Annotated in this window: 21 protein-coding genes; 13 read left to right on the plus strand and 8 right to left on the minus strand. The window is 32.5% G+C overall.

The annotated features are described in order from the left end of the window. Positions 1 to 39: 39 nt before the first annotated feature. The 3 genes from PW52_RS15860 to mraZ are packed head-to-tail and all read right to left on the minus strand — an operon-like array spanning position 40 to position 1,711. Positions 40 to 357: an FtsL-like putative cell division protein gene (locus tag PW52_RS15860; protein ID WP_044633961.1), complete on the minus strand. Its 318-nt coding sequence runs from the start codon at positions 355 to 357 to the stop codon at positions 40 to 42. Continuing rightward, the gene (rsmH, locus tag PW52_RS15865) at positions 358 to 1,254 is read right to left on the minus strand and encodes a 16S rRNA (cytosine(1402)-N(4))-methyltransferase RsmH (protein WP_044633984.1); all 897 of its coding nucleotides are present in this window, start codon (positions 1,252 to 1,254) and stop codon (positions 358 to 360) included. Beyond that, on the minus strand, positions 1,241 to 1,711 hold the full coding sequence (gene mraZ, locus PW52_RS15870; RefSeq protein ID WP_044633962.1) for a division/cell wall cluster transcriptional repressor MraZ: 471 nt from the start codon (positions 1,709 to 1,711) through the stop codon (positions 1,241 to 1,243). The genes rsmH and mraZ overlap by 14 nt, the downstream gene beginning before the upstream one ends. 294 nt (positions 1,712 to 2,005) lie before the next feature. On the opposite strand from mraZ, the gene PW52_RS15875 reads away from it, so the two are divergent. Both PW52_RS15875 and yihA read left to right on the plus strand, forming a co-directional pair. Further along, positions 2,006 to 2,770, plus strand: a complete 765-nt coding sequence (locus tag PW52_RS15875; protein WP_044633963.1) for an alpha/beta fold hydrolase — start codon at positions 2,006 to 2,008, stop codon at positions 2,768 to 2,770. Between the two features lie 44 nt (positions 2,771 to 2,814). Continuing rightward, on the plus strand, positions 2,815 to 3,429 hold the full coding sequence (gene yihA / locus PW52_RS15880; protein ID WP_044633964.1) for a ribosome biogenesis GTP-binding protein YihA/YsxC: 615 nt from the start codon (positions 2,815 to 2,817) through the stop codon (positions 3,427 to 3,429). Positions 3,430 to 3,470: 41 nt separating this feature from the next. Here yihA and PW52_RS15885 read toward each other — a convergent pair whose 3' ends face one another. Both PW52_RS15885 and rimO read right to left on the minus strand, forming a co-directional pair. After that, positions 3,471 to 4,157: a peptidoglycan DD-metalloendopeptidase family protein gene (locus PW52_RS15885; protein WP_044633965.1), complete on the minus strand. Its 687-nt coding sequence runs from the start codon at positions 4,155 to 4,157 to the stop codon at positions 3,471 to 3,473. 60 nt (positions 4,158 to 4,217) lie between these two features. Next, positions 4,218 to 5,522: a 30S ribosomal protein S12 methylthiotransferase RimO gene (rimO, locus tag PW52_RS15890; RefSeq protein ID WP_044633966.1), complete on the minus strand. Its 1,305-nt coding sequence runs from the start codon at positions 5,520 to 5,522 to the stop codon at positions 4,218 to 4,220. Positions 5,523 to 5,605: 83 nt separating this feature from the next. Here rimO and PW52_RS15895 point away from each other — a divergent pair, with 83 nt between their 5' ends. The 11 genes from PW52_RS15895 (at position 5,606) to PW52_RS15945 (ending at position 19,130) form a co-directional block, all read left to right on the plus strand. After that, on the plus strand, positions 5,606 to 6,688 hold the full coding sequence (locus PW52_RS15895) for a serine hydrolase domain-containing protein (RefSeq protein ID WP_044633967.1): 1,083 nt from the start codon (positions 5,606 to 5,608) through the stop codon (positions 6,686 to 6,688). Positions 6,689 to 6,846: 158 nt separating this feature from the next. Continuing rightward, positions 6,847 to 7,293: a DUF4870 domain-containing protein gene (locus tag PW52_RS15900; protein WP_044633968.1), complete on the plus strand. Its 447-nt coding sequence runs from the start codon at positions 6,847 to 6,849 to the stop codon at positions 7,291 to 7,293. A 290-nt stretch (positions 7,294 to 7,583) separates the two neighbouring features. Continuing rightward, a complete protein-coding gene (locus PW52_RS15905; RefSeq protein WP_044633969.1) occupies positions 7,584 to 7,928 on the plus strand; it encodes a PadR family transcriptional regulator in 345 nt (114 codons plus the stop codon). Continuing rightward, positions 7,921 to 9,717, plus strand: a complete 1,797-nt coding sequence (locus PW52_RS15910; protein ID WP_044633970.1) for a PspC domain-containing protein — start codon at positions 7,921 to 7,923, stop codon at positions 9,715 to 9,717. Before PW52_RS15905 ends, PW52_RS15910 begins: the two co-directional genes overlap by 8 nt. Before the next feature lie 112 nt (positions 9,718 to 9,829). Continuing rightward, entirely contained in the window at positions 9,830 to 10,546 is a 717-nt protein-coding gene (locus PW52_RS15915) for a head GIN domain-containing protein (protein ID WP_044633971.1), read from the plus strand. Positions 10,547 to 10,736: 190 nt separating this feature from the next. Continuing rightward, positions 10,737 to 11,834, plus strand: coding sequence for a prenyltransferase/squalene oxidase repeat-containing protein (locus tag PW52_RS15920; RefSeq protein ID WP_044633972.1), 1,098 nt, complete (start codon positions 10,737 to 10,739; stop codon positions 11,832 to 11,834). A gap of 216 nt (positions 11,835 to 12,050) precedes the next feature. Further along, positions 12,051 to 14,168, plus strand: a complete 2,118-nt coding sequence (locus tag PW52_RS17255) for a cytochrome P450 (RefSeq protein ID WP_131454013.1) — start codon at positions 12,051 to 12,053, stop codon at positions 14,166 to 14,168. A gap of 3 nt (positions 14,169 to 14,171) precedes the next feature. Continuing rightward, a complete protein-coding gene (locus PW52_RS15930) occupies positions 14,172 to 15,968 on the plus strand; it encodes an ABC transporter ATP-binding protein (protein WP_044633973.1) in 1,797 nt (598 codons plus the stop codon). A 6-nt stretch (positions 15,969 to 15,974) separates the two neighbouring features. Continuing rightward, entirely contained in the window at positions 15,975 to 17,156 is a 1,182-nt protein-coding gene (locus PW52_RS15935) for a glycosyltransferase (protein ID WP_044633974.1), read from the plus strand. After that, positions 17,143 to 18,132: a glycosyltransferase family 2 protein gene (locus PW52_RS17260; RefSeq protein ID WP_052823535.1), complete on the plus strand. Its 990-nt coding sequence runs from the start codon at positions 17,143 to 17,145 to the stop codon at positions 18,130 to 18,132. The genes PW52_RS15935 and PW52_RS17260 overlap by 14 nt, the downstream gene beginning before the upstream one ends. Further along, a complete protein-coding gene (locus tag PW52_RS15945) occupies positions 18,129 to 19,130 on the plus strand; it encodes a UbiA family prenyltransferase (RefSeq protein ID WP_044633975.1) in 1,002 nt (333 codons plus the stop codon). The genes PW52_RS17260 and PW52_RS15945 overlap by 4 nt, the downstream gene beginning before the upstream one ends. 17 nt (positions 19,131 to 19,147) lie before the next feature. Here PW52_RS15945 and PW52_RS15950 read toward each other — a convergent pair whose 3' ends face one another. The 3 genes from PW52_RS15950 to PW52_RS15960 form a co-directional block, all read right to left on the minus strand. Continuing rightward, positions 19,148 to 19,477 carry an L-rhamnose mutarotase gene (locus PW52_RS15950; RefSeq protein ID WP_044633976.1) on the minus strand — a complete coding sequence of 110 codons (330 nt, stop codon included), beginning with the start codon at positions 19,475 to 19,477 and terminating at the stop codon, positions 19,148 to 19,150. Positions 19,478 to 19,488: 11 nt separating this feature from the next. After that, a complete protein-coding gene (gene fucP / locus PW52_RS15955) occupies positions 19,489 to 20,829 on the minus strand; it encodes an L-fucose:H+ symporter permease (RefSeq protein WP_044633977.1) in 1,341 nt (446 codons plus the stop codon). A gap of 64 nt (positions 20,830 to 20,893) precedes the next feature. Next, a partial coding sequence (locus PW52_RS15960; protein ID WP_044633978.1) for a fumarylacetoacetate hydrolase family protein occupies positions 20,894 to 21,166 on the minus strand: 273 nt, incomplete at its 5' end.

Raw genomic sequence — 21,166 nt, forward strand, 5'->3', positions numbered from 1 at the left:
CAATCGATTTAATATGTTTTTTTCGCTAACCGCCACGTTTTATTCTTTCGATTTTACTTTTATTTTTTTAGGGGGTATAACAGATATTTTTAAACCCTTTTTATTCATTTCCTTTACAACAGCAGATTCCATTTTAAGCTTCATTAAACGAGAGCGCCCATCAACAAATTCTGACCTCAACTCCTTTACTTGCTCTTTCATTTTTGCAATCTCATACACTTTTTTATCAGCACTATGCGAACTAGCAATCATTACAATTGCCAAAAAAGACACAAACAAAATGAAGCGCCAGTTTTTAAACGCATCATCACTTACTAAAAACGTTCCTTTTAATATGTTATAAATATTTTTCTTCACTTAAACCTTTTCAGCAATTCGAAGCTTTGCACTTCTTGCTCTATTATTTATTTTAACCTCTTCTTTTGTTGGCACAATTAAACCACCTACTTTTTTTAGCGGAACTTCAAAATTTCCGAATACATCACGCTCCGGCTCACCTTCAAACATGCCGTTTCTAATAAAACGCTTTACCAACCTATCTTCAAGCGAATGGTATGAAATAAAACTCAACCTTCCTCTTTCATTTAAAATCTCTGGCGTTTGCAACAAAAACTCTTTAAGCACTTCTATTTCCTGATTCACCTCTATACGGATAGCCTGATAGATTTGAGCCAATACTTTATTCTCATGTTTTGGAGGCAAAAACTTTTTTAGAACAGATTTTAATTGCTCGCTTGTTACGATAGACTCTGTTTGTCGACACTCAACAATTAATCGAGCCATTGCCGGAGCCGATCTCAACTCACCATACTGCAACAACACTTGCCTTATTTGCTCTTCACTATATTCGTTAACTACATGAAATGCCGATAAGCTATCATCTTGATTCATGCGCATATCTAACTTCGCCTCAAATCGAGTTGAAAAACCACGCTCAGCAACATCAAATTGATGTGACGACACTCCAAAATCTGCCAAAATACCATCCACTTCTTTCACCCCATAAAACCTTAAAAATCGTTTTACAAACCTGAAATTCTCATGAATTAAAGTAAATCGAGGATCGTCAATAGTATTTTCAAGTGCATCTTTATCCTGATCAAAAGCAAAGAGCCTACCACCTTCACCAAGTCGTTTTAAAATCTCTTTACTATGCCCACCACCGCCAAATGTAACATCAACATAAACACCATCTGGTTTCACATTTAAACCATCAACAGTTTCTTTCAATAATACTGGATTATGATATTCCATGATCATCATCGTCTTGTCCCATAACCTCTTCAGCTAAATCTGCAAAATCTAAAGCTGCATCATCTATGGCTTGTTCATACAAATCCTTATCCCAAATTTCAATAATATTTATAGCCGAAGCCACCACAATATCTTTAGAAATGTCAGCAAAAACAGTTAAATCTTTTGGTATCAGCAACCTTCCGCTCGCATCCACTTCAACTATTTTTGCCCCCGCCGTAAAACGTCTTATAAAATCATTATTTTTTTTCTTGAACTTATTTAGCTTATTCATTTTCTGCATTAAAGCCTGCCACTCGCTCATTGGATACAGTTCCAAACATTTTTGAAACACAGAACGACGCAACACAAAACCATTTTGCAACACAGCAGACAACTGTTTTTTGATTGCAACTGGCATCATTAACCTGCCTTTTGCATCAACCTTACAATCGTATGTCCCTGTGATTAAATCCAATATGAAATTTTATAGCTATAACGTTTACATCTCAAAGATATTGAAAATTTTACCACATTTTACCACTTTATACCACTTTGTTGATAAATTTTACTATTTTCAAGTATATCAAGACGCTAAAAAACCTGAAAACCCTTTATTATCCAAGCCTCATAAACCACATCAATATCTCATTTTCTCAATTAGAGTTATCAACATTTACATTTTCTATTTTTTTTTGTGATAAAATTGATATTAATAGGAAATAAGAATGAAATACCTATATTTGTTTTTAAAGCAATGACGAACTAATTAATGGCGCACAGATTAAAAAAAGAAGGCATTTACAGTTACTTTGAAGAAGGAGAAGGCACACCAATTATTGTTTTACACGGTTTAATGGGTGGATTGAGTAATTTTAGTGCTGTATCGGATTTTTTTAGTAAAAAAGACTACAAAATAATTATTCCCGAGCTCCCTATTTACACAATGTCTTTAATAAAAACTAACGTAAAAAGTTTTGCGAAATATTTACATGATTTTATTGATTTTAAAGGACTTAAAGAGGTTATATTACTAGGAAATTCACTTGGCGGACACATTGGATTATACCACACAAAACTTTTTCCGGAAAGCGTAAAAGCTTTAATTATTACCGGTAGCTCTGGACTTTATGAAAGCGCTATGGGAAGCGGTTACACCAAACGAAGTGATTATGAGGTTATCAAAAAGAAAGCTCAAGATGTATTTTACAATCCTGAAGTTGCTACAAAAGAAATTGTAGATGAAGTTTATGCTACGGTCAACGACCGCAACAAACTGGTAAAAACACTTGCCATTGCAAAAAGTGCCATTCGCCACAATATGGCAAAAGATTTACCACATATGAATGTACCTACTTGTATAATTTGGGGAAAAAACGACAGTGTTACACCACCCGAAGTCGCCGAAGAATTCAACGATTTACTTCCAGATTCTGAGCTATTTTGGATTGACAAATGTGGACATGCAGCCATGATGGAACATCCTAATGAGTTTAATAATATTTTAGATTCTTGGCTTCAAAAACGAGGATTTTAATATAATTGTATTGAAATTAATTTAGCTAACGCCGAAAAAAGAACATGGTTATAAAACACGCCGAATTTGTTGTTAGTAATTCCGATGTTAGTAAATGTCCAAAAAGCAGACTACCTGAATATGCATTCATAGGAAGAAGTAACGTTGGCAAATCTTCACTTATAAACATGCTAACCAACCGTAAAAGTTTGGCAAAAACATCTGGAAAGCCGGGAAAAACACAACTTATAAACCATTTTTTAATTAATAAAAACTGGCATCTTGTAGATTTACCGGGTTATGGTTATGCACGAGTTTCGAAGAGTGCAAAAAAGGTTTTTCAAAAATTTATTACTCAATATTTTAGCCTTCGCGAACAGCTAGTTACTGCCTTTATTTTAGTTGATATTAGACACAAACCCCAGCCAATTGACTTAGAATTTATGCAATGGTTAGGAGATAATGGTATACCGTTTTCAATAATTTTCACAAAAGCCGACAAGCTTAAGCCAAAAGCCATAGAGAACCACATTGAAGATTACAAAAATATTATGCTAGAAACTTGGGAAGCTATGCCGAATTATTTTGTTACCTCATCGACAAAAAATATTGGACAAACCGAGCTTTTAAATTACATTGAAGGGTTAAACGAAAATATGAATCTTGACAGCAGTGAATAACTATTATTGCATTGCAGTTGCGCACTATACTTTTTAATCCTTTATAAACCAAATAACAACTTAGGATCTGGGCAATTGGATTTATAGAACTCAACATCTGCTTTACTTGAAACCCCAGGATAATCGCCCACACAACCTTGAATATCTTTTATAATTTGAAAGTGAAGATGTGGCGGATAATCACCATTCACAGACGCATCGCCCAAAACAGCCATAAGCTCACCTTTTACAACAGGCATTCCTACTTTTAAATTAGCAATAGATTGTAAGCTTAAATGTCCATAAAGCGTGTAAAACACTTCGCTTTTATAGCAATGTTTTAAAATTATTGTTGGGCCGTAATCGCCAAAATTCGTATTATTTTTAAAACTATGCACTTCTCCATTTAAAGGTGAGAATATGCTAGTCTCTGCATCGCACCACAAATCTAAACCTATATGAATATTTCGTTCGGTTAAAGCTTGGCTATTAAAATGCTTACTTCGTTTGTAAATATTTCTAACTTCTAAATAACCTCCATAAGCTACTTTCCCATTCTGGTTTTGAATATGGTTAGATACAAATTCGGACAGTTTTGCCGAAGAAGAAACATCTACACTATTTAAAAAAGTATTTGTTTCAGATAAATTAATTGTTACAAAATCATCTTTAGAAAAAGAATCTCCTAAAACTGGAAAAGCATCATTTGCAAGTGACTTAATAAACTTTGAAAACGAATTAAAATCCATAACCTACTCTTTTTCAACCAAAATAAGTTCTTTTTGAAAACTTTAAAACGTGATTTTAAACTAATTTACCACGTCGGCATATAAATCGAAATCTTCAGCTTCAGTAATTTTAACAGTGGTGTATTCTCCAGTTTTTAAATAGGTTTTAGTTGCATCTATTAAAACTTCGTTATCCACATCGGGAGAATCGAACTCGGTTCTACCAATAAAATAATTCCCCTCTTTTCTGTCGATAATCACTTTAAATTCTTGTCCAATTTTAGCTTGGTTAAGTTCCCAAGATATTTGCGATTGCAATTCCATAATTTGGTTTGCTCGATCTATTTTAACATCTTCTGGCACATCATCTTCTAAATTATAAGCATGTGTGTTTTCTTCATGAGAATATGTAAAACAACCTAAACGCTCGAAACGCATATCTTTAACCCATTGCTTAAGTGTTTGAAAATCTTCTTCTGTTTCACCCGGATATCCAACAATTAAAGTGGTTCGAATAGTCATTTCTGGCACTTTTGCTCTAAATTCGTGTAAAAGCTTAGTTGTTTTAGCTTGCGTTGTACCACGACGCATACTCTTTAAAATAGCATCGGAAATATGTTGTAAAGGAATATCAAGATAATTACAAATTTTAGGTTCGCGATTCATAACATCTAACACATCCATTGGAAAACCAGTTGGAAATGCATAATGCAAACGAATCCACTCGATACCTTCAACCTTCACCAAAGCTTCTAAAAGTTCGGCTAAGTTTCGTTTTTTGTATAAATCGAGTCCGTAATAAGTTAAATCTTGAGCTATTAAAATTAATTCCTTAACGCCATTTGTAGCAAGTTTTTCTGCTTCAGTTACTAAATCTTCAATTGGTGTACTGCGGTGTTTACCGCGCATTATTGGTATAGCACAGAAACTACACGGCCGATCGCAACCTTCAGCAATTTTTAAATAAGCGTAATTTTTAGGTGTTGTTGTTAAACGCTCTCCAATAAGTTCATGTTTATAATCGGCACCTAAAGCTTTTAGCAATCCTGGTAATTCGGTTGTACCAAAATATTGATCTACGTCCGGAATTTCTTTTTCTAAATCTGGCTTGTAACGCTCCGAAAGACATCCTGTTACAAAAACCTTATCAACATCTCCGGCTTCCTTTTTTTGCATATACTCTAAAATGGTATTTACACTTTCTTCTTTGGCATTATTAATAAAACCACAAGTGTTAATTACCACAATATTGCCCTCTTGTTCGTGCACTACGTCTTTACCACTAGCTTTAAGCTGACCCATAAGCACTTCGCTATCGTAAACATTTTTACTACAACCTAAGGTTACAACGTTAATTCTGTTCTTTTTAAGAGTTTTAGTACGCATACTTTTCTATAAATCAGGGCGCAAAGATACAACTAAATTAAACCTTTTATATATTTGAGGGTCTTAAAATTAAAATCTACCTCATGAAAACTGCTATTAACCTAATTATTTGTCCTTTATTCGTCTTACTTTTTTTCGGTTGCTCAGGTAACGACACAGATACCGAGCCAGAAAATGAAGATATAGAAACAACTATTTATTTCCCACTGATTGATAACGATACTTGGGAAAGCACGTCTGTTACAGATTTAGATTGGAATGAAGCCGAGCTTCAAAATTTATATGATTTTTTAGAAGAGAACAACAGCAAAAGTTTCATGATACTTTATAATGGGAAAATTGTAGTTGAAAAATATTTTAACGATCATGATGAAGACACAAACTGGTATTGGGCAAGTGCAGGAAAAACATTAACCACCGCTATTACAGGAATTGCACAAGAAGAAGGTTATTTAAATATAAACGATAAAGTTTCCGATTATATAGGAACAGGTTGGACAAGCGCTACAACAGAACAAGAAGCATTAATTACCAACAAACATTTACTTACCATGACTTCTGGTTTAGATGATAGTGATGACGATATTGCTCCTGAAGACCTAACCTACCTCGCCGATGCAGGAACACGTTGGGCATACCATGGTGTTTTTTTAAAACTACAAGACGTTGTGGCAACAGCTACAGGCAGCACTTGGAATTCCTATTTTAATAGCAAACTAAAAGACGAAATAGGAATGAATGGGTTTTGGTTTCCTTTTGAGAGCACCAATGTGTATTGGAGCAATACCCGAAGTATGGCACGTTTTGGTTTGCTAATGTATGCCAATGGCAAATGGGAAGATTCCCAAATTATTCCTGAAGGTTTTTTAAATGAAGCTATTAATACTTCGCAAACCATTAATGAAGCTTACGGTTACATGTGGTGGCTAAACGGAAAAGAAAGTTACCATTTACCACAAACACAATTTGAATTTAACGGCGAACTTATTCCTAACGCACCAAACGATATGTATGCTGGTTTAGGTAAAAACGACCAAAAACTTTACGTTATACCTAGCAAAAAATTAGTAATTATTAGAATGGGAGATGCCGCCAGTGAAGAGAATTTTGCCCTCTCTACTTTTGATAATGATTTATGGGAAAAAATTAACAATCTTATCGACTAACCAATAAAACACTACAAAACAACCCGTTACAAATAAACAAACACGACTCTATTTGTTAATGTTTTGTTAATTTTTAGTACTATGCGTAACAAAGTACCTTCTTTTAGACATATATTTGTATAAGAAACTATTATATGTTTTAATCAATCGAAAAAATCATGGTAACAACGCATCAAAAAAACATCGCTACATTTATTCACTTATCTACATTTAGCCGGTTCTTTATTCCGTTTGGAAATTTTGTAGGCCCACTAGTATTATGGTCCATAAACAAAGAGAAAAGTAATTTTATAGATACGCATGGTAAACAGGCTATTAATTTTCAAATAAGTATTTTATTGTATGCCGTTATTCTGGGTACACTTTCTATTCCGTTTTTTATTTTCAAATTATTTAATGGTTTAGATGTTATAGATTTTCATGGCTTTAGTAATTTTCATATTAACGTTGGTAAGCCTTCTCCTCTACTTTATTTAGGTGGTTTTTTAGGTGCAGTTGCTGTTATTGCCTTTATTATTGAACTGATATTAATTGTAGTTGCAAGTTTAAAAGCTAGAGATGGCGAGTTGTATGAATATCCTTTAACTATTAATTTTATAAAATAAGAAATAACACACCCCTTACTCCTTTCTTTTTAAAGGGGACACTCAAACCGAATACTAAAACTTATAATTAACTAAAAGTTTATAAAAACTATGAAGCGCGTTAGGGATTGTAGCGGCATCCTTTTTTGAGGGACGAGAAAAAGATATAGCGGAAAGCCCGACCCCGAAGTTTCGAGGGTAACGCCAAAAAAAATAAATTTCATCAAAATCAATCAATCAATCAATCAATCAATCAATCAATCAATCAATCAAAAAATGAACAGTTTTAAAAACATTAAACGCATGACCTTATGAAGATAGAGAACACCAAAGCACAGATGCGAAAAGGCGTTTTAGAATTCTGCATACTTTCGGTTTTAAAAGACGAAGATGCTTATGTTGCAGAAATTTTAGACACCCTAAAAAATGCTAAGTTGCTGGTAGTTGAAGGCACTATTTACCCTTTACTTACACGACTTAAAAATGCGGGATTATTAAGCTACCGCTGGGAAGAATCGACCTCGGGACCGCCTAGAAAGTATTACGGATTAACCGAAACGGGAAAACTATTTTTAAAAGAATTAAACACAACGTGGAGCGAATTGCACAACGCTGTAACTATTGTAACTAGCCAAAAAACAACCAAAAATGAATAAAACAGTCAACATAAATTTAGCAGGTATATTTTTTCATATAGATGAGGATGCTTACCTAAAATTACAACGCTATTTGGAGGCTATTAAACGTTCGTTTACAGACTCGCAAGGGCGATCTGAAATTATAGCCGATATTGAAGCGCGTATTGCCGAACTTTTTAACGAGCGTGTACAAAACGACAAGCAAGTTATTGGTATTAAACAGGTAGATGATGTTATTGCCATTATGGGGCAACCGGAAGATTATATTGTAGACGACGAGATTTTTGAAGACGAGCCACAACCCGTTCGTCCTAAAAAAACAGGAAAGAAACAAAAGCTTTTTAGAGATCCAGACAATGCCTATGTTGGTGGTGTTTCGTCTGGTTTAGCACACTATTTTGGCATTGATGCTATTTGGATTCGTTTAGCTTGGATATTATTAATTTTTGGACTAGGAACTGGGGTTTTATTATACATTTTACTTTGGATTTTAGTACCTGAAGCCAAAACGACTGCCGAAAAAATTATGATGACCGGCGAACCGGTGAACATAAGTAACATTGAAAAAAAAATTAAAGATGGTTTTGAAAACGTAACAGAAACAGTTGGTAAAGCAGCGAAAAATGTTACCGATTCTGTTACTAATGCGGCTAAAAACGTAGATTTAAAAAAGCAATCGAATAACATAAAATCGTCTTCGCAAACTTTTTTTGATGCGGTTAGTAACTTTATCATGTTTTTTGTAAAGCTTTTTGCCAAATTTATAGGTATACTCTTAATTTTTGTTGGTGCTGCTACTTTAATTACACTAATTATCGGACTTTTATCGGTTGGGGTAGTAGATATTATTCATATCCCGGGTTTAGATATGGTTGAAATTGCAAACACAGGAAACACGCCTATTTGGTTGGTATCTATTTTTACCTTTTTTGCAGTTGGTATTCCGTTTTTCTTCCTGTTTTATTTAGGTTTGAAAATTTTAATAACCAACTTAAAATCTATTGGTAATTTTGCAAAATTCACGCTACTAGGCTTATGGTTAATTTCTGTAATTGCTCTTGTTGTAATTGGGGTTAGACAAGCAAGCGAACATGCTTACGACGAAAGTTTTAATCAAAAAGTTGAGCTTCCTGTTACCGCAAACGATACACTTACCGTAAAAATGGTTAGTTCAGATAGTTTTCACTCTAGTTTTAACCGCAATAACGGTTTTAAAATTAAGCATAACGAGGCCGGAGAAAAAGTAATTTACTCTACAGATATTAATATTAGAGTAAAATCTACCACCGAAAATACTGCAAAACTAATTATTGAAAAACATGCCGATGGCAGCGATTACGATATTGCTTTACAACGTGCAAAAAACATTGTTTATACTTACGAGTTTAGAAATAACACTTTATACCTTAACGACCATTTAACCACTCATGTTAAAAACAAATTTAGCGACCAAGAGGTTTATGTTTACTTGTATTTACCAGAAAATGCCGTGGTTTATTTTAGCCAAAGCACAAAATCGTTTTTATCGTATTACCGTAATAGCAATAACTTGGTGTCTCGCGAACTTACAAACCATTATATAAAAATTAATGCTGAAGAATCTGAATGTTTAGATTGCCCTGAAGAAGATGATTTTGAAATTGAAGTACACACGCCAAAATTAAAAATAAATGATGATGGTATTGAAATTACAACCGATGGCAACGAAATTAAAATTGATGATGAAGGTGTTAAAGCAACCTCTGAAACCGTTAGAGTTAACATTAATTCTGATGGCATTGAAATAGATTCTGATGAGAATAATTAAAAACAATACAATTCATCCTGAATAATTTACAATTCGGAAATCAAAATTATAAAACACATCAATCAATCAATATTTTTGACTCACAAATAAATCAATTAAAAAACGAACAATCATGACCACTCTAATCAAAATCATTGTTGCTGCTGTACTAAGCTTAAGCCTATTTTCCTGTAAATTTGATATGGGCGAGCGCGGTAACGGCAATGTTGTAACCAGTAATAGACCCATAACCGAAAGTTTTAATACCATTAAAGCTACCGAAGGTTTAGATGTGCATTTAACACAAAGCAATACCGAAAGTATTATTGTAGAAGCCGACGAAAATTTACAAAACCTAATTTTAACCGATATTGAAGATGGTGTTTTAAAAATACATTGTAAAGAAAGTATTGGTTACTCTACCACTTTAAAAGTTAATATTAATTTTAAAGACGTTCATAGCATTATATCTACAAGTGGTAGCGATGTTTTTTCAAAAACACCAATTGTTGCAGAACATTTAAACTTAAAATCTAGTAGCGGAAGTGATATAAAACTAGAAGTAAACACCAACAGCCTAAATTGCAAAGCAAGCAGTGGTAGCGATATACGCTTAAGCGGAAGCACACAAAAACTAACAGCCCAAGCCTCTAGCGGTAGCGATATTAGAGCTGCAGATTTAATAACAAAAAGCAGCGAAGTAAAGGCTTCTAGCGGTGCAGAAATAACAGTTAACACAACCGAAACACTAATTGCAAAAGCTTCTAGTGGTGCAGATGTAAATTATTATGGAAACCCAAAAACTGTTGATAAAAGCGATAGTTCGTCTGGGAGTGTGCAGCAACGATAGGTACTTTAGTAAATAAATAAAAAAACAAAACAGGCTTCGATTAATTATTGAAGCCTGTTTTTGTTATACTAAAATATTCGCCAAAATTATACTCATAATACTAATTTGTATTTATTAATTGCCTTGTTTAATTACAAATCTCCAAAAAATCGAAACAAAACTTATTCGCCCTTAAGTTTTCGGAAATTTTATGCTAATTTTAATTATATTTTTACTTAAAATGAAAATGCACCCCAAAACGGAAGTTACTTTAGAAGGACTGGAAAATTCGATTAATCGGGGTATAGATTATTTACACGATCACCAATTACCTAACGGAGAGTTTATAGTTTATTTATCTGGAGATGATGCTATGCAATCTTGGACGCTCCCAGAAAGTTGTATTTTTCCTGCTTCATTAATAGGTCATTCTTTACTCACTCTTAAGGAAGACAAAAGGGTAAAAGAAATTCTAGACAAGACTGCAGCTTTTTTAATTTACCAAATGGATATAGGCGCAACTTGGAACCATTACACTATTCTTCACAGATATAGAAAAGTTTGCCCACAAGACTTAGACGACACAGCATGTGTATCTCATTTTTTAAGAGCTATGAACGCTGATTTTTCTTCTGAAATTAATAAAAAATTAATTCTGGATAATAAGAGAAAAGATGGTCTATTTTATACTTGGATTACGTTTCGATTAAAATTAAATTTTAATAAATTATATTGGAAATTATCTTTTAGAGAACTTAAAGTTCCTGTTAAATCATTACTATTTTGGAGATCGGCCGATTGCAAACGAAACGACGTTGATGCCGTTGTTAATGCAAACATTTTATATTATTTAGGAAACAGTAATGAAACAAAGCCAATCGTAAATTATTTAATTAAAATAATAAAAGAAAACAAGGAAAATGATTGCGATGCTTGGTACAGAAACCCCATAACGGTATATTATTTTATTTCAAGAAATTTTACCCATTGCAATAATCTTAATACCATAAAAAAAGATTTGATAAGTAAAGTATTAAAACATCAAAATAAAGATGGTAGTTTTAGTAAATCCAGTTTAGAAACGGCGCTAGCAATTAGTACATTATTAAACCTAAATTATATGGAAAGCGAAGTGTTTTTAGCTGCTAAACACCTAATATCTAACCAAAAACAAAGAGGCAATTGGAACCGCTGGACATTGTACTATTCAGGACGCAGAAAACGCGGGACATTTGGTTCTGAAGAAATAACAACGGGGTATTGTTTAGAAGCATTGGCTAAATTAAAACCGCTCCTATTACCCACTTAATCAGATGTTATAACCAATTTATCTATTTTTTTACAATCTAAACATACACTAAACTATATTTACCCTATAATATCCCAAAACCTTATAAAACTTCAATTTAACCTAATATTTGTGAAAAGCGTCCTTATTAAATTAATTAATTCTAATAGAATTTTTTTTAATATATTCTACAAGTTTCAAAAAATAAAACAGCGAATTCTTCCCCAAAAGAAGAACTTGCTTTTTATATTTAGTGGGCGTTCTGAATACAATTTAAATATGGGTTTAGAGCTTTTTGAAAACGAAAGTGTCTTTAAATCATCTATTTTAGAATCTAATGAAATAATAACTCAACTAGGAGGAACCAGCATTTTACCAAATTTTTCGAAAACTGCACCAAACAACTTTTTCGAAACTGAAACTAATATATACAATACAATAGCTGCCATTCAAATAGCAACTTTTGATTTATTAAAAAATAAAAAAACTTCACCTAACGCAATTCTTGGTTTAAGCATGGGAGAGGTGTCTGGTTTGTATGCTTCTGGAGCAATACCAAAACTAGAAGTTTTTAAAATTTTGCAAGCCATGGAGGTTACTAGCTCCCATGAAAGCCAATCGTACGTTTCTATTTTAATAAATGAAAGTATTGAGGTTTTAAACTATACTGCAAATGACGATCTAAATATAATTCATCCCGTTTACGAAAATACACCAAAATCAACAATTGCTTTAGTAGATGAAGCTAACATTGCTCTTCTAAAAGAATATTGTAAGAAAAACGAATTAACATATAGAGTTATTTCAAAAAACAACCTATTTCCTTATCATACATCAAAAATTGAAGATTTTAAAGCTGAAGTAAAAGAATGTTTTAAAGACTTAAATTTTTCACCCTTAACAACCGATTATTACTCAGGGTCTGCAGGAACTGTTATTCCTAAAGGTACAATTTTAAATGAAGACTTTTTTTACCATTGTTTAAGGCATGTAGTTCTAGCCAATTCAGTTTTCATTAAAATAAAAGAAACTAACGAACTGTTTGACCTCGTTCAAATTGGCCCAAATATTTTTGGAATTAATCACTTAAAAGGAATATTATCGAACAATATTGTTCCAACAATTTTTCAAACGTTTTCCAAATCAAACAACTATATTCTATTCAAAAACACATTTAAAGCTATTCATAAAATTGGAAAGCAAAATTATAGCTTAATATCGAAAGAAGAACCTTTTACTTCGTTTATTGAAAATTTCAACATTAGTGATAAGTATTATAAAAACAAACCAATACCCTATTGGTCGTATTTAAAAACAAAAGGAAACATCCATTTTTTACCAAGTTGTCAAACTTGGCTAGTTATAGATCACAACACGATTAGTGATATTCTAAAAACTCCAGAAGTATTCTCAAGTAAACCTTATAAAGATTTCGATCCCTATTTGGTTGGAGCAGATGCTCCTTCTCATGAGAAAATGAGAGGGCTATTACAATCTGTTTTTTCTAGCAAATCACTAAACCGACTTGAGCATTTTGCTACTAAAAAAGCGGAAAAATTAATACAAAATTTCCCGAAAAATTGTCCAATAAACTTTGTTGATTATTTTTCATTACAATTATCTCGATCTGTAACTTTTTGTTTATTAGGTTTAGATGAAATTCAAGCGGATAAAGTTAATAGCATTATAGGTGTTAATAACTTTGACACAAATGACCTACTAATTGGATTGTTTCGTGATTTATTGGCATCGAATTATAAATTTGATGATGATTCGGCGATGGCGTACTTAAAAGAACAGATAACACTTAAAACAATGTCGTTAGAGGCAGCATCAAGTATAGCCAGATTATTGTTTACGGCAGGCGTATTAACAACTACAATGCTTTTAACCAATTCATTTTTAGAGTTAATGAAATCCCCGAACATCGTCGACACTTTGGAAAAATCTCCTAAATTAAAAAACAGATTTATTGATGAAATTTTAAGACTTCATCCACCCGAAACAATCCTGTTTAGGCAAATAACCAAAAATATTCATCTAAACGATGTGCATATTCCACAAAATGCTATGATTGCTTTAGATATAAGATCGGCGAACCTTGACAAAAAAGTTTATGCCGATCCGTTTACTATAAACTTAGAAAGAAGCAATACAAAACACCTTTCGTTTGGCGCCGGCGCTCATGTTTGTATTGGTATAGGACTTGCCAAACTGGAAGCAAAAATTGCTTTAAATTATTATTTCGATATTATTAAAAAAATGAACCCCATATTAACTGACGACATTACTTATTTTGATTCTAGCCACTTATACGGACCAAAAATTGTAAACGTACAATTCAAAAAAGCTTAATTTATGCTAAAAGATTTCAAATTAAAGCTTGACAAGTTCAAAAACAGCTTAAACCTTAAAAGGTCAATAAAACTAATTTGGACAATTACCGAAGGAAAAGTATTGAATACATTAATTATAATGTTTTTCGAGAGTTTATTCTTTATGGGTAGTTTGTATATATTTAAAAAATTAATAGACATTGTTGCTGCTTCTAATTTAGAAGAAAAAGAAACTCTAGTGATAACATATTTAAGTGTTGCTGGATTATCTACTTTATGCTACTTAATCCTAAGATCATTTTCAACTTATTACACCCAAAAACAATCTGCAGTAATAAGTGAATATATTGATGATAAAATACATAGCAAAGCTATAAAATTAGACTATTCATTTTACGAAAGTCCTGCTTATTTTAACACACTCGAAAGAGCCAAAAATGCCGGTCCAGAACGGCCAGCTGCTATATTAACTGATTTAGTTAATCTTTCAAAAAACACCATCATGCTTGGCGTTTTAGGATTTTCGTTAATATATATTAGTTGGTTGTTGTTACCATTATTAGCATTATTTGTTTTTCCAACACTTTATGTACGTTTACAATTTGCAAACAAGCTTTTTGAATGGCAAATGCAAAAAACACCTTTAGAACGTAAATCTTATTACTTAGGTAATTTAATTACAGGAGAAGTAGCCGTAAAAGAAATTAAAACATTTAATCTTGGGGCATACCTAAAATCTAATTACCTAAAAATTCGTCTCAATTTACTAAACGAGAACTTCCGAATTACAAAAAAGGCTACTATTAACGAAACAACCACCAATATTCTAGCTGCTCTAGGTATGTATAGTTGCGTTGCTTTTATTTGTATAAGCACTTTAAATGGCACCACATCAATTGGAGATATTGCTTTATTTTTAGTTGTATTTCCACAACTTTTTAGTGTTATGCAATCGCTTTCAAATGGTATATCATCCCTATATCAAAACAATATTTTCTTAAGCTATTTATTCGATTTATTGGATTTAGAACCGGCGATGACAGACAAACCCAACACACTTAAAATCCCTTACAACAACCCAGATTTAGTTATAAAAAATGTAAACTTTAAATACCCACACGCCGAAAAAACAACTCTTAAAAATATAAGTTTAAAAATACCAGCAGGAAAAGTAGTTGCATTAGTAGGACTTAATGGTTCTGGTAAAACAACACTTATAAAATTACTTAGTAGACTTTACGATCCTACCTCCGGAACCGTTGAACTTGGTGGCGAAAACATTAAAAACTTTAAAATAGACGACTTTAGAAATCAAATTAGTGTGGTTTTTCAAGATTTCGTAAAATATAATTTAAGTGCAGCCGAAAACATTAAATTTGGTAATATCGATGCCGAATTAGATGAAGCATTAATGGTTGAATCTGCAAAAAAATCTGGAGCACACGATTTTATTAAAACTTTCCCCGAAAAATATGACACCACCATGGGAAGAATTTTTGAAAATGGTAAAGAAGTAAGTATAGGTCAATGGCAAAAAATTGCAATAGCCAGGGCCTTTTATAGTAAATCTCAATTTATAATATTTGATGAAGCCACCAGCGCATTAGATGCAAAGTCCGAGCAAGAATTATTTGATGACTTAAGAGCTAATATTGGCAATCGTGGCATTTTAGTTATAAGCCATAGAGTTTCTGCTGTAAAGCATGCCGATTACATATATGTTTTATCTAAAGGTGAAATTGCGCAAGAAGGCACTCACGAAAAACTTATTTCTTTAGATGGAGATTATGCCAAGTTATTTAAAAGAAAAACAAAATAAAACAACATGAATCCCAAAAAAAACAACATGTTGACAAATAATCACATCGCCATACTTTCTACCTGCGAAGACGATTGGGGCGGAAGCGAAGAGCTTTGGGCATTAAGCATTCCTTTTTTACAAGCCAAAAACTGTGCAATTACTTTGGTAAAGGACACCATTAATCAAAAACACCGTAGAATAGCCGAACTAAAAGCTAGAAATGTGCAGTTTAAAGAATTAACCAATAAACCTCCTCGAGGCCTAGGCAGATTCTACAACGCATATAACATGCTTACGCAACAGTATCATAAACTAGCATATAATAATTTTGAAGCTTTTTTAAAGAAAGAAAGCCCTACGTTGGTTGTAATTTCTCAAGGTATAAATTTTGATGCCCTTTATTATGGTTACTTATGCTTAAAACACCATATTGATTATGTTATAATTTCTCAAAAAGCAGTCGAATTTTATTGGCCTGCAAAAGATGATAGAGATTATATGATTGAAACATTAAAACATGCAAAAAAATGTTTTTTTGTCTCGAAACACAATCAAAACTTAACTGAAGAACAATTTGGTTTTCGGTTTAAAAATGCTCATATCATTTATAATCCCAATAAACTAGACAATATTGAACCTATTCCGTACCCGGCTACAGATAATGGATTTAAACTCGCTTTAATTGGCAGATTATTAATTATAGACAAAGGTCAAGATATTATTTTAAGAGTATTATCTCAAGAAAAATGGAAGGCCCGAAATTTAAGTGTTTCGATTATTGGTAGTGGTCCAGATGAAAAAGCCCTTAAAGATTTAGCTAAGTTATTAGATATTAAAAATATAGATTTTTTAGGTTTTAAAAATAATATTGAAGATATTTGGCATAACCATCATACATTACTACTCCCCTCAAGAAGTGAAGGTCTGCCCTTAGTTGTTATTGAAGCTATGGCTGCTGGTCGTCCAGTTATAGCCACTAATGCCGGTGGTACCAACGAAATTATCCAAGATAATAAAACTGGATTTATAGGATATGCTAATGAGGCTAGTTTAGATGAGACCCTAGAAACAGCATGGAATTCAAGAAACTCTTGGAAAAAAATGGGCATTGAAGCTGCAAAAACGATAAAAAATAAACTCCCAAATAAACCAGAACAAGAATTTGCTAACATTGTTATAGCACTAATGTATCATGAAAAAAATTGAAACACCATTAGTATCGGTAATAATCCCTACCTACAATAGGGTGAAAATGTTAGGGAATGCTATTAATAGCGCCCTAAACCAAACATACAAAAACTATGAGATCATTATTGTTGACGATGGCTCTACCGATGGAACAGAAGAATTTATAAAACAAAACTTCTCTAATTTAAAATACATAAAAAAAGAAAATGGCGGACAAGCTTCTGCGAGAAATGCCGGTCTTGAACACGTCAATGGAAAATATATTGCTTCGTTAGATTCTGATGATTGTTGGCACGAAAACTTCTTAGAAAAATTAGTAGAAAAATTAGAAAACGATAATTTCGATTTTGTTTTTGCCAACTGGAGCCAAGAACAGAAAGATGGTAAATTTATTGATTACTTATTAAAACAATATATACATCTTCCTGAAGATCATCCAAAAGAAACTAATGTTTGGATTGAACTCGACTATGATGATTTGAGAAGCATTTACATTGCAGGATGCCCTTCTCCATCAACATCTCTTCTTATTAAAGCAGAATTACTTAAAAAATTAGGTTGGAATGAAGAAATGAGTATTGGAGATGATTGGTGCATGTTACTAGACATTATTTTTAATAATAAAATTAAAGGAGCCTATACAACAGAACAACTTTGGAAAAAGCATATAAATGCAAATAATATTTACGACGGCCGAAACAGAATGGAAGTTTTAAAACTTTTACATATTAAAGACAAATCTGCCATATTAAATAGATATAAGCATTTAATGACACCTAGTGAAATTGGCCATATGCAAAATGAATATGTAACTAACTTAATATTAATCTCAAAAGAATCTTTAAAAATACATAAAAACGTTAAAGATTTTACCTTGTATTTCTTTAAGGCTTTAGCAAATTATCCTAAGCTTGCTTTAAAATTAATGTTTAAAGGCGGAGTTAGAAAGATAATAGCCCGAAACTCTAATAAAAACGTTGTTGTTAACAAATGAAAGTTCCTTCAATTTTTAGGTCTACCGACTGGTGGGATTACAAAATTGTTCCTCTTTTAACTATAGGCTATTTAACAATTATGTTAAACAGCTTTAATTTAGTACAACATATTGCTTGGTTACTTTTTTTAATTCTTGCAATTGCAGTAGGCGCTATTTATGTTAGCATTATTAACGATTATACCGATGTTAAATTTGATTTAGATAGCGGAAAATCGAACAGATTAGCAAAGTTTACGCCATTTAAAAGAGGTTTAATCTTAGCTTTTTCTATACTAATAAGCCTTTGTTTTTGTATATATTTTAGCTCCGATTTATTAAGCTTTACCTTTTATTTTTCTGCCTACATAATGTTTAGCTTGTACTCTATTCCTCCTTTTAGATTTAAAAACCGAGGTATATTAGGTGTAATTGCAGATGCTAGTGGCGCTCATTTATTCCCTAGCTTATTCGTGTATGCCGCCATGGTTTATAAACTCGAACTAGAAATTAACTATTACTTATTAATACTTATTACAATTTGGTCTTTAGCCTGCGGACTAAGAGGCAATATGTGGCATCAATTTTGGGATCGTGAAAACGATTTATCAATTAACCATAAAACTTTTGCTACATCAATTAGTAACATAAATTCTATAAAACCTTTTGAAATTATTATTTCAATTATAGAAGTTGTAAGTCTATTTTTAATTTTAGTGAAACTGGGTTTTATACTACCAATACTAGGCTTATTGTTTTATGCCATTTTACTTTTAGGATATAAAAAAATCAAATACAAAATAATAGTTATCCTATCCGGTAATCCGCCGTGGCATATTTTTATGAGTGATTTTTACGAAGTTATATTGCCTTTTACTTTAATATTCACTTGCACCATTTATTATCCTTGGAGTGCAACTCTATTACTAGTTCACTTTATTCTGTTTCCTAAAAAACCACTAATACTATTAAAAAATATTAAAATGATGCTAAAATCTGTTTTAAAGAAAATAGATTAAAATTACATTTTAGCCTTTTATAACTCAAAAATCTTTTCCATTAACATCCATTTTTCACCAGGTTTGGCAGTAGGTAAAGCTTGCTGATATTTCCACATTAACGTTTCCCATTCTTGCACCTTAGCATTGTTTAAATCCATTTCATTTTTCTTCTCAAACGAAAACGTATCGTTTACTTCCATAATCATAAACAATCTATTTGCTACCAAATAAATATCTAAAACTTCTATTCCCGAATCTTTTATACTGGCAATAATTTCTGGCCAAACGTTTTTATGATAATCTTTATAAGCCTCTATTAAAGCTGCATCATCCTTTAAATCGAGAGCAAAACAATGTTTTTTCATAATATTTAGTTTTAAATAGTTTTACCCTCGTGCTTGTTAAACACATGAAAACCATACCAAGCAATGTAAACAAAGCAGATTAATGGTAATATAAAGGAGAAATTAACCTCGGCAACACCCATAATTAAAGTATCGGCTACACCAGAGCCACCAGCATCAATTATCATACCTTGTAACATTGGTAACAAAGCACCACCAACAATAGCCATAACTAAACCAGCAGAACCTACTTTTGATTCTTCCTCGTTTAAATCGTTTAATGCAATACCATAAATGGTTGGGAACATTAACGACATACAAAATGAAATACCAACAACACAATACAACCCTATAGTTCCCGTTACAAAAATGGCTCCCGCAACAAAAGCTCCTGCTAAAACAGCAAAAAACATTAATAATTTACCAGGGCTCATTACACGCAACATGGCTGTACCAACTACACGACCAACAGCAAATAAAATGAAAGCCACAAATTGGTAGGCAAAAACGTCTATTTTTTCGTAACCAGCTACATCGGCATTTGCTAAGTCAATAGCTTCGGCATATTGGTAAATATATGTCCATGTCATTATTTGCGCGCCGACATAAAGAATCTGCGCAAAAACACCTAAAACATATTTAGAATTTTTAAATAATCCTTTGAACGTTGCGCCTAAACTTGGCATGCTACCTTCGGCTTTACTTTGCGGCATTTTATTAACTAAAAATAACACAAATACACCCAAAATAACCAAACCTAAAACCACATAAGGATCGCGTATCACTGCTAAATCGGCAACTCTAACCATAGCTCTTTTAGTTTCGCTTAACGCGGAAAAATCGGCAATATCATCAGATTGCAATTTATCGTAAACAAAATACTTTGCCACTAATAAACCAGCAATTAAACCTACCGGATTAAATGATTGTGCTAAATTTAAACGTTGTGTAGCCGTTTCTTTTGCGCCCATGGCAAGAATGTAAGGGTTTGCTGCAGTTTCTAAAAAAGCCAAACCAAAGGTTAAAATATATAAACCTAAACAAAAAAACCAAAACATTTCTGTAGTGGCAGCAGGATAAAACAACAATGCGCCGCTAGCATAAAGCCCCAACCCTATTAATACCCCAACTTTATACGAATATTTTCGCATAAATAAAGCCGCTGGTAAAGCCATACAAAAATAGCCGCCGTAAAATGCCATTTGCACCCAAGAAGCTTGTGTGTTAGTTAACTCTAAAACCTTTTTAAAAGCATTTACCATTGGGTCGGTAACGGCGTTTGCAAACCCCCAAAGGGCAAAAAGTGAAGTTACCAATATAAAGGGTAAAATTATTTTTTTAGATACCACTGGGGTCTTTACTATATTATTCATAAAATATCTTTGTTTAAATCTGTATTTTAATTTAGTTGAATTAATAAATTAAGGGAAATTAATACTATTTTTTATAAGCTTTTACGTTTTGTTTTGAAACCCCTAAACCTTCAATACCTAACTCCATAACATCGCCTTCTTTTAAGTACATTGGTGGATTTAAACCTAAACCAACACCAAATGGTGTTCCTGTTGAAATGATATCGCCTGGTAAAAGCGTCATAAATTGGCTAATGTGGCTTACTACGTGTTGTACGTTAAAAATAAAATCGGAAGTGGTGCTGTTTTGCATGACTTCGCCATTTAATTTTAACCATAAGTTTAAGTTATTCGGATC

The sequence above is a fragment of the Neotamlana sedimentorum genome, assembly GCF_000943565.1.
GTDB lineage: Bacteria > Bacteroidota > Bacteroidia > Flavobacteriales > Flavobacteriaceae > Neotamlana > Neotamlana sedimentorum.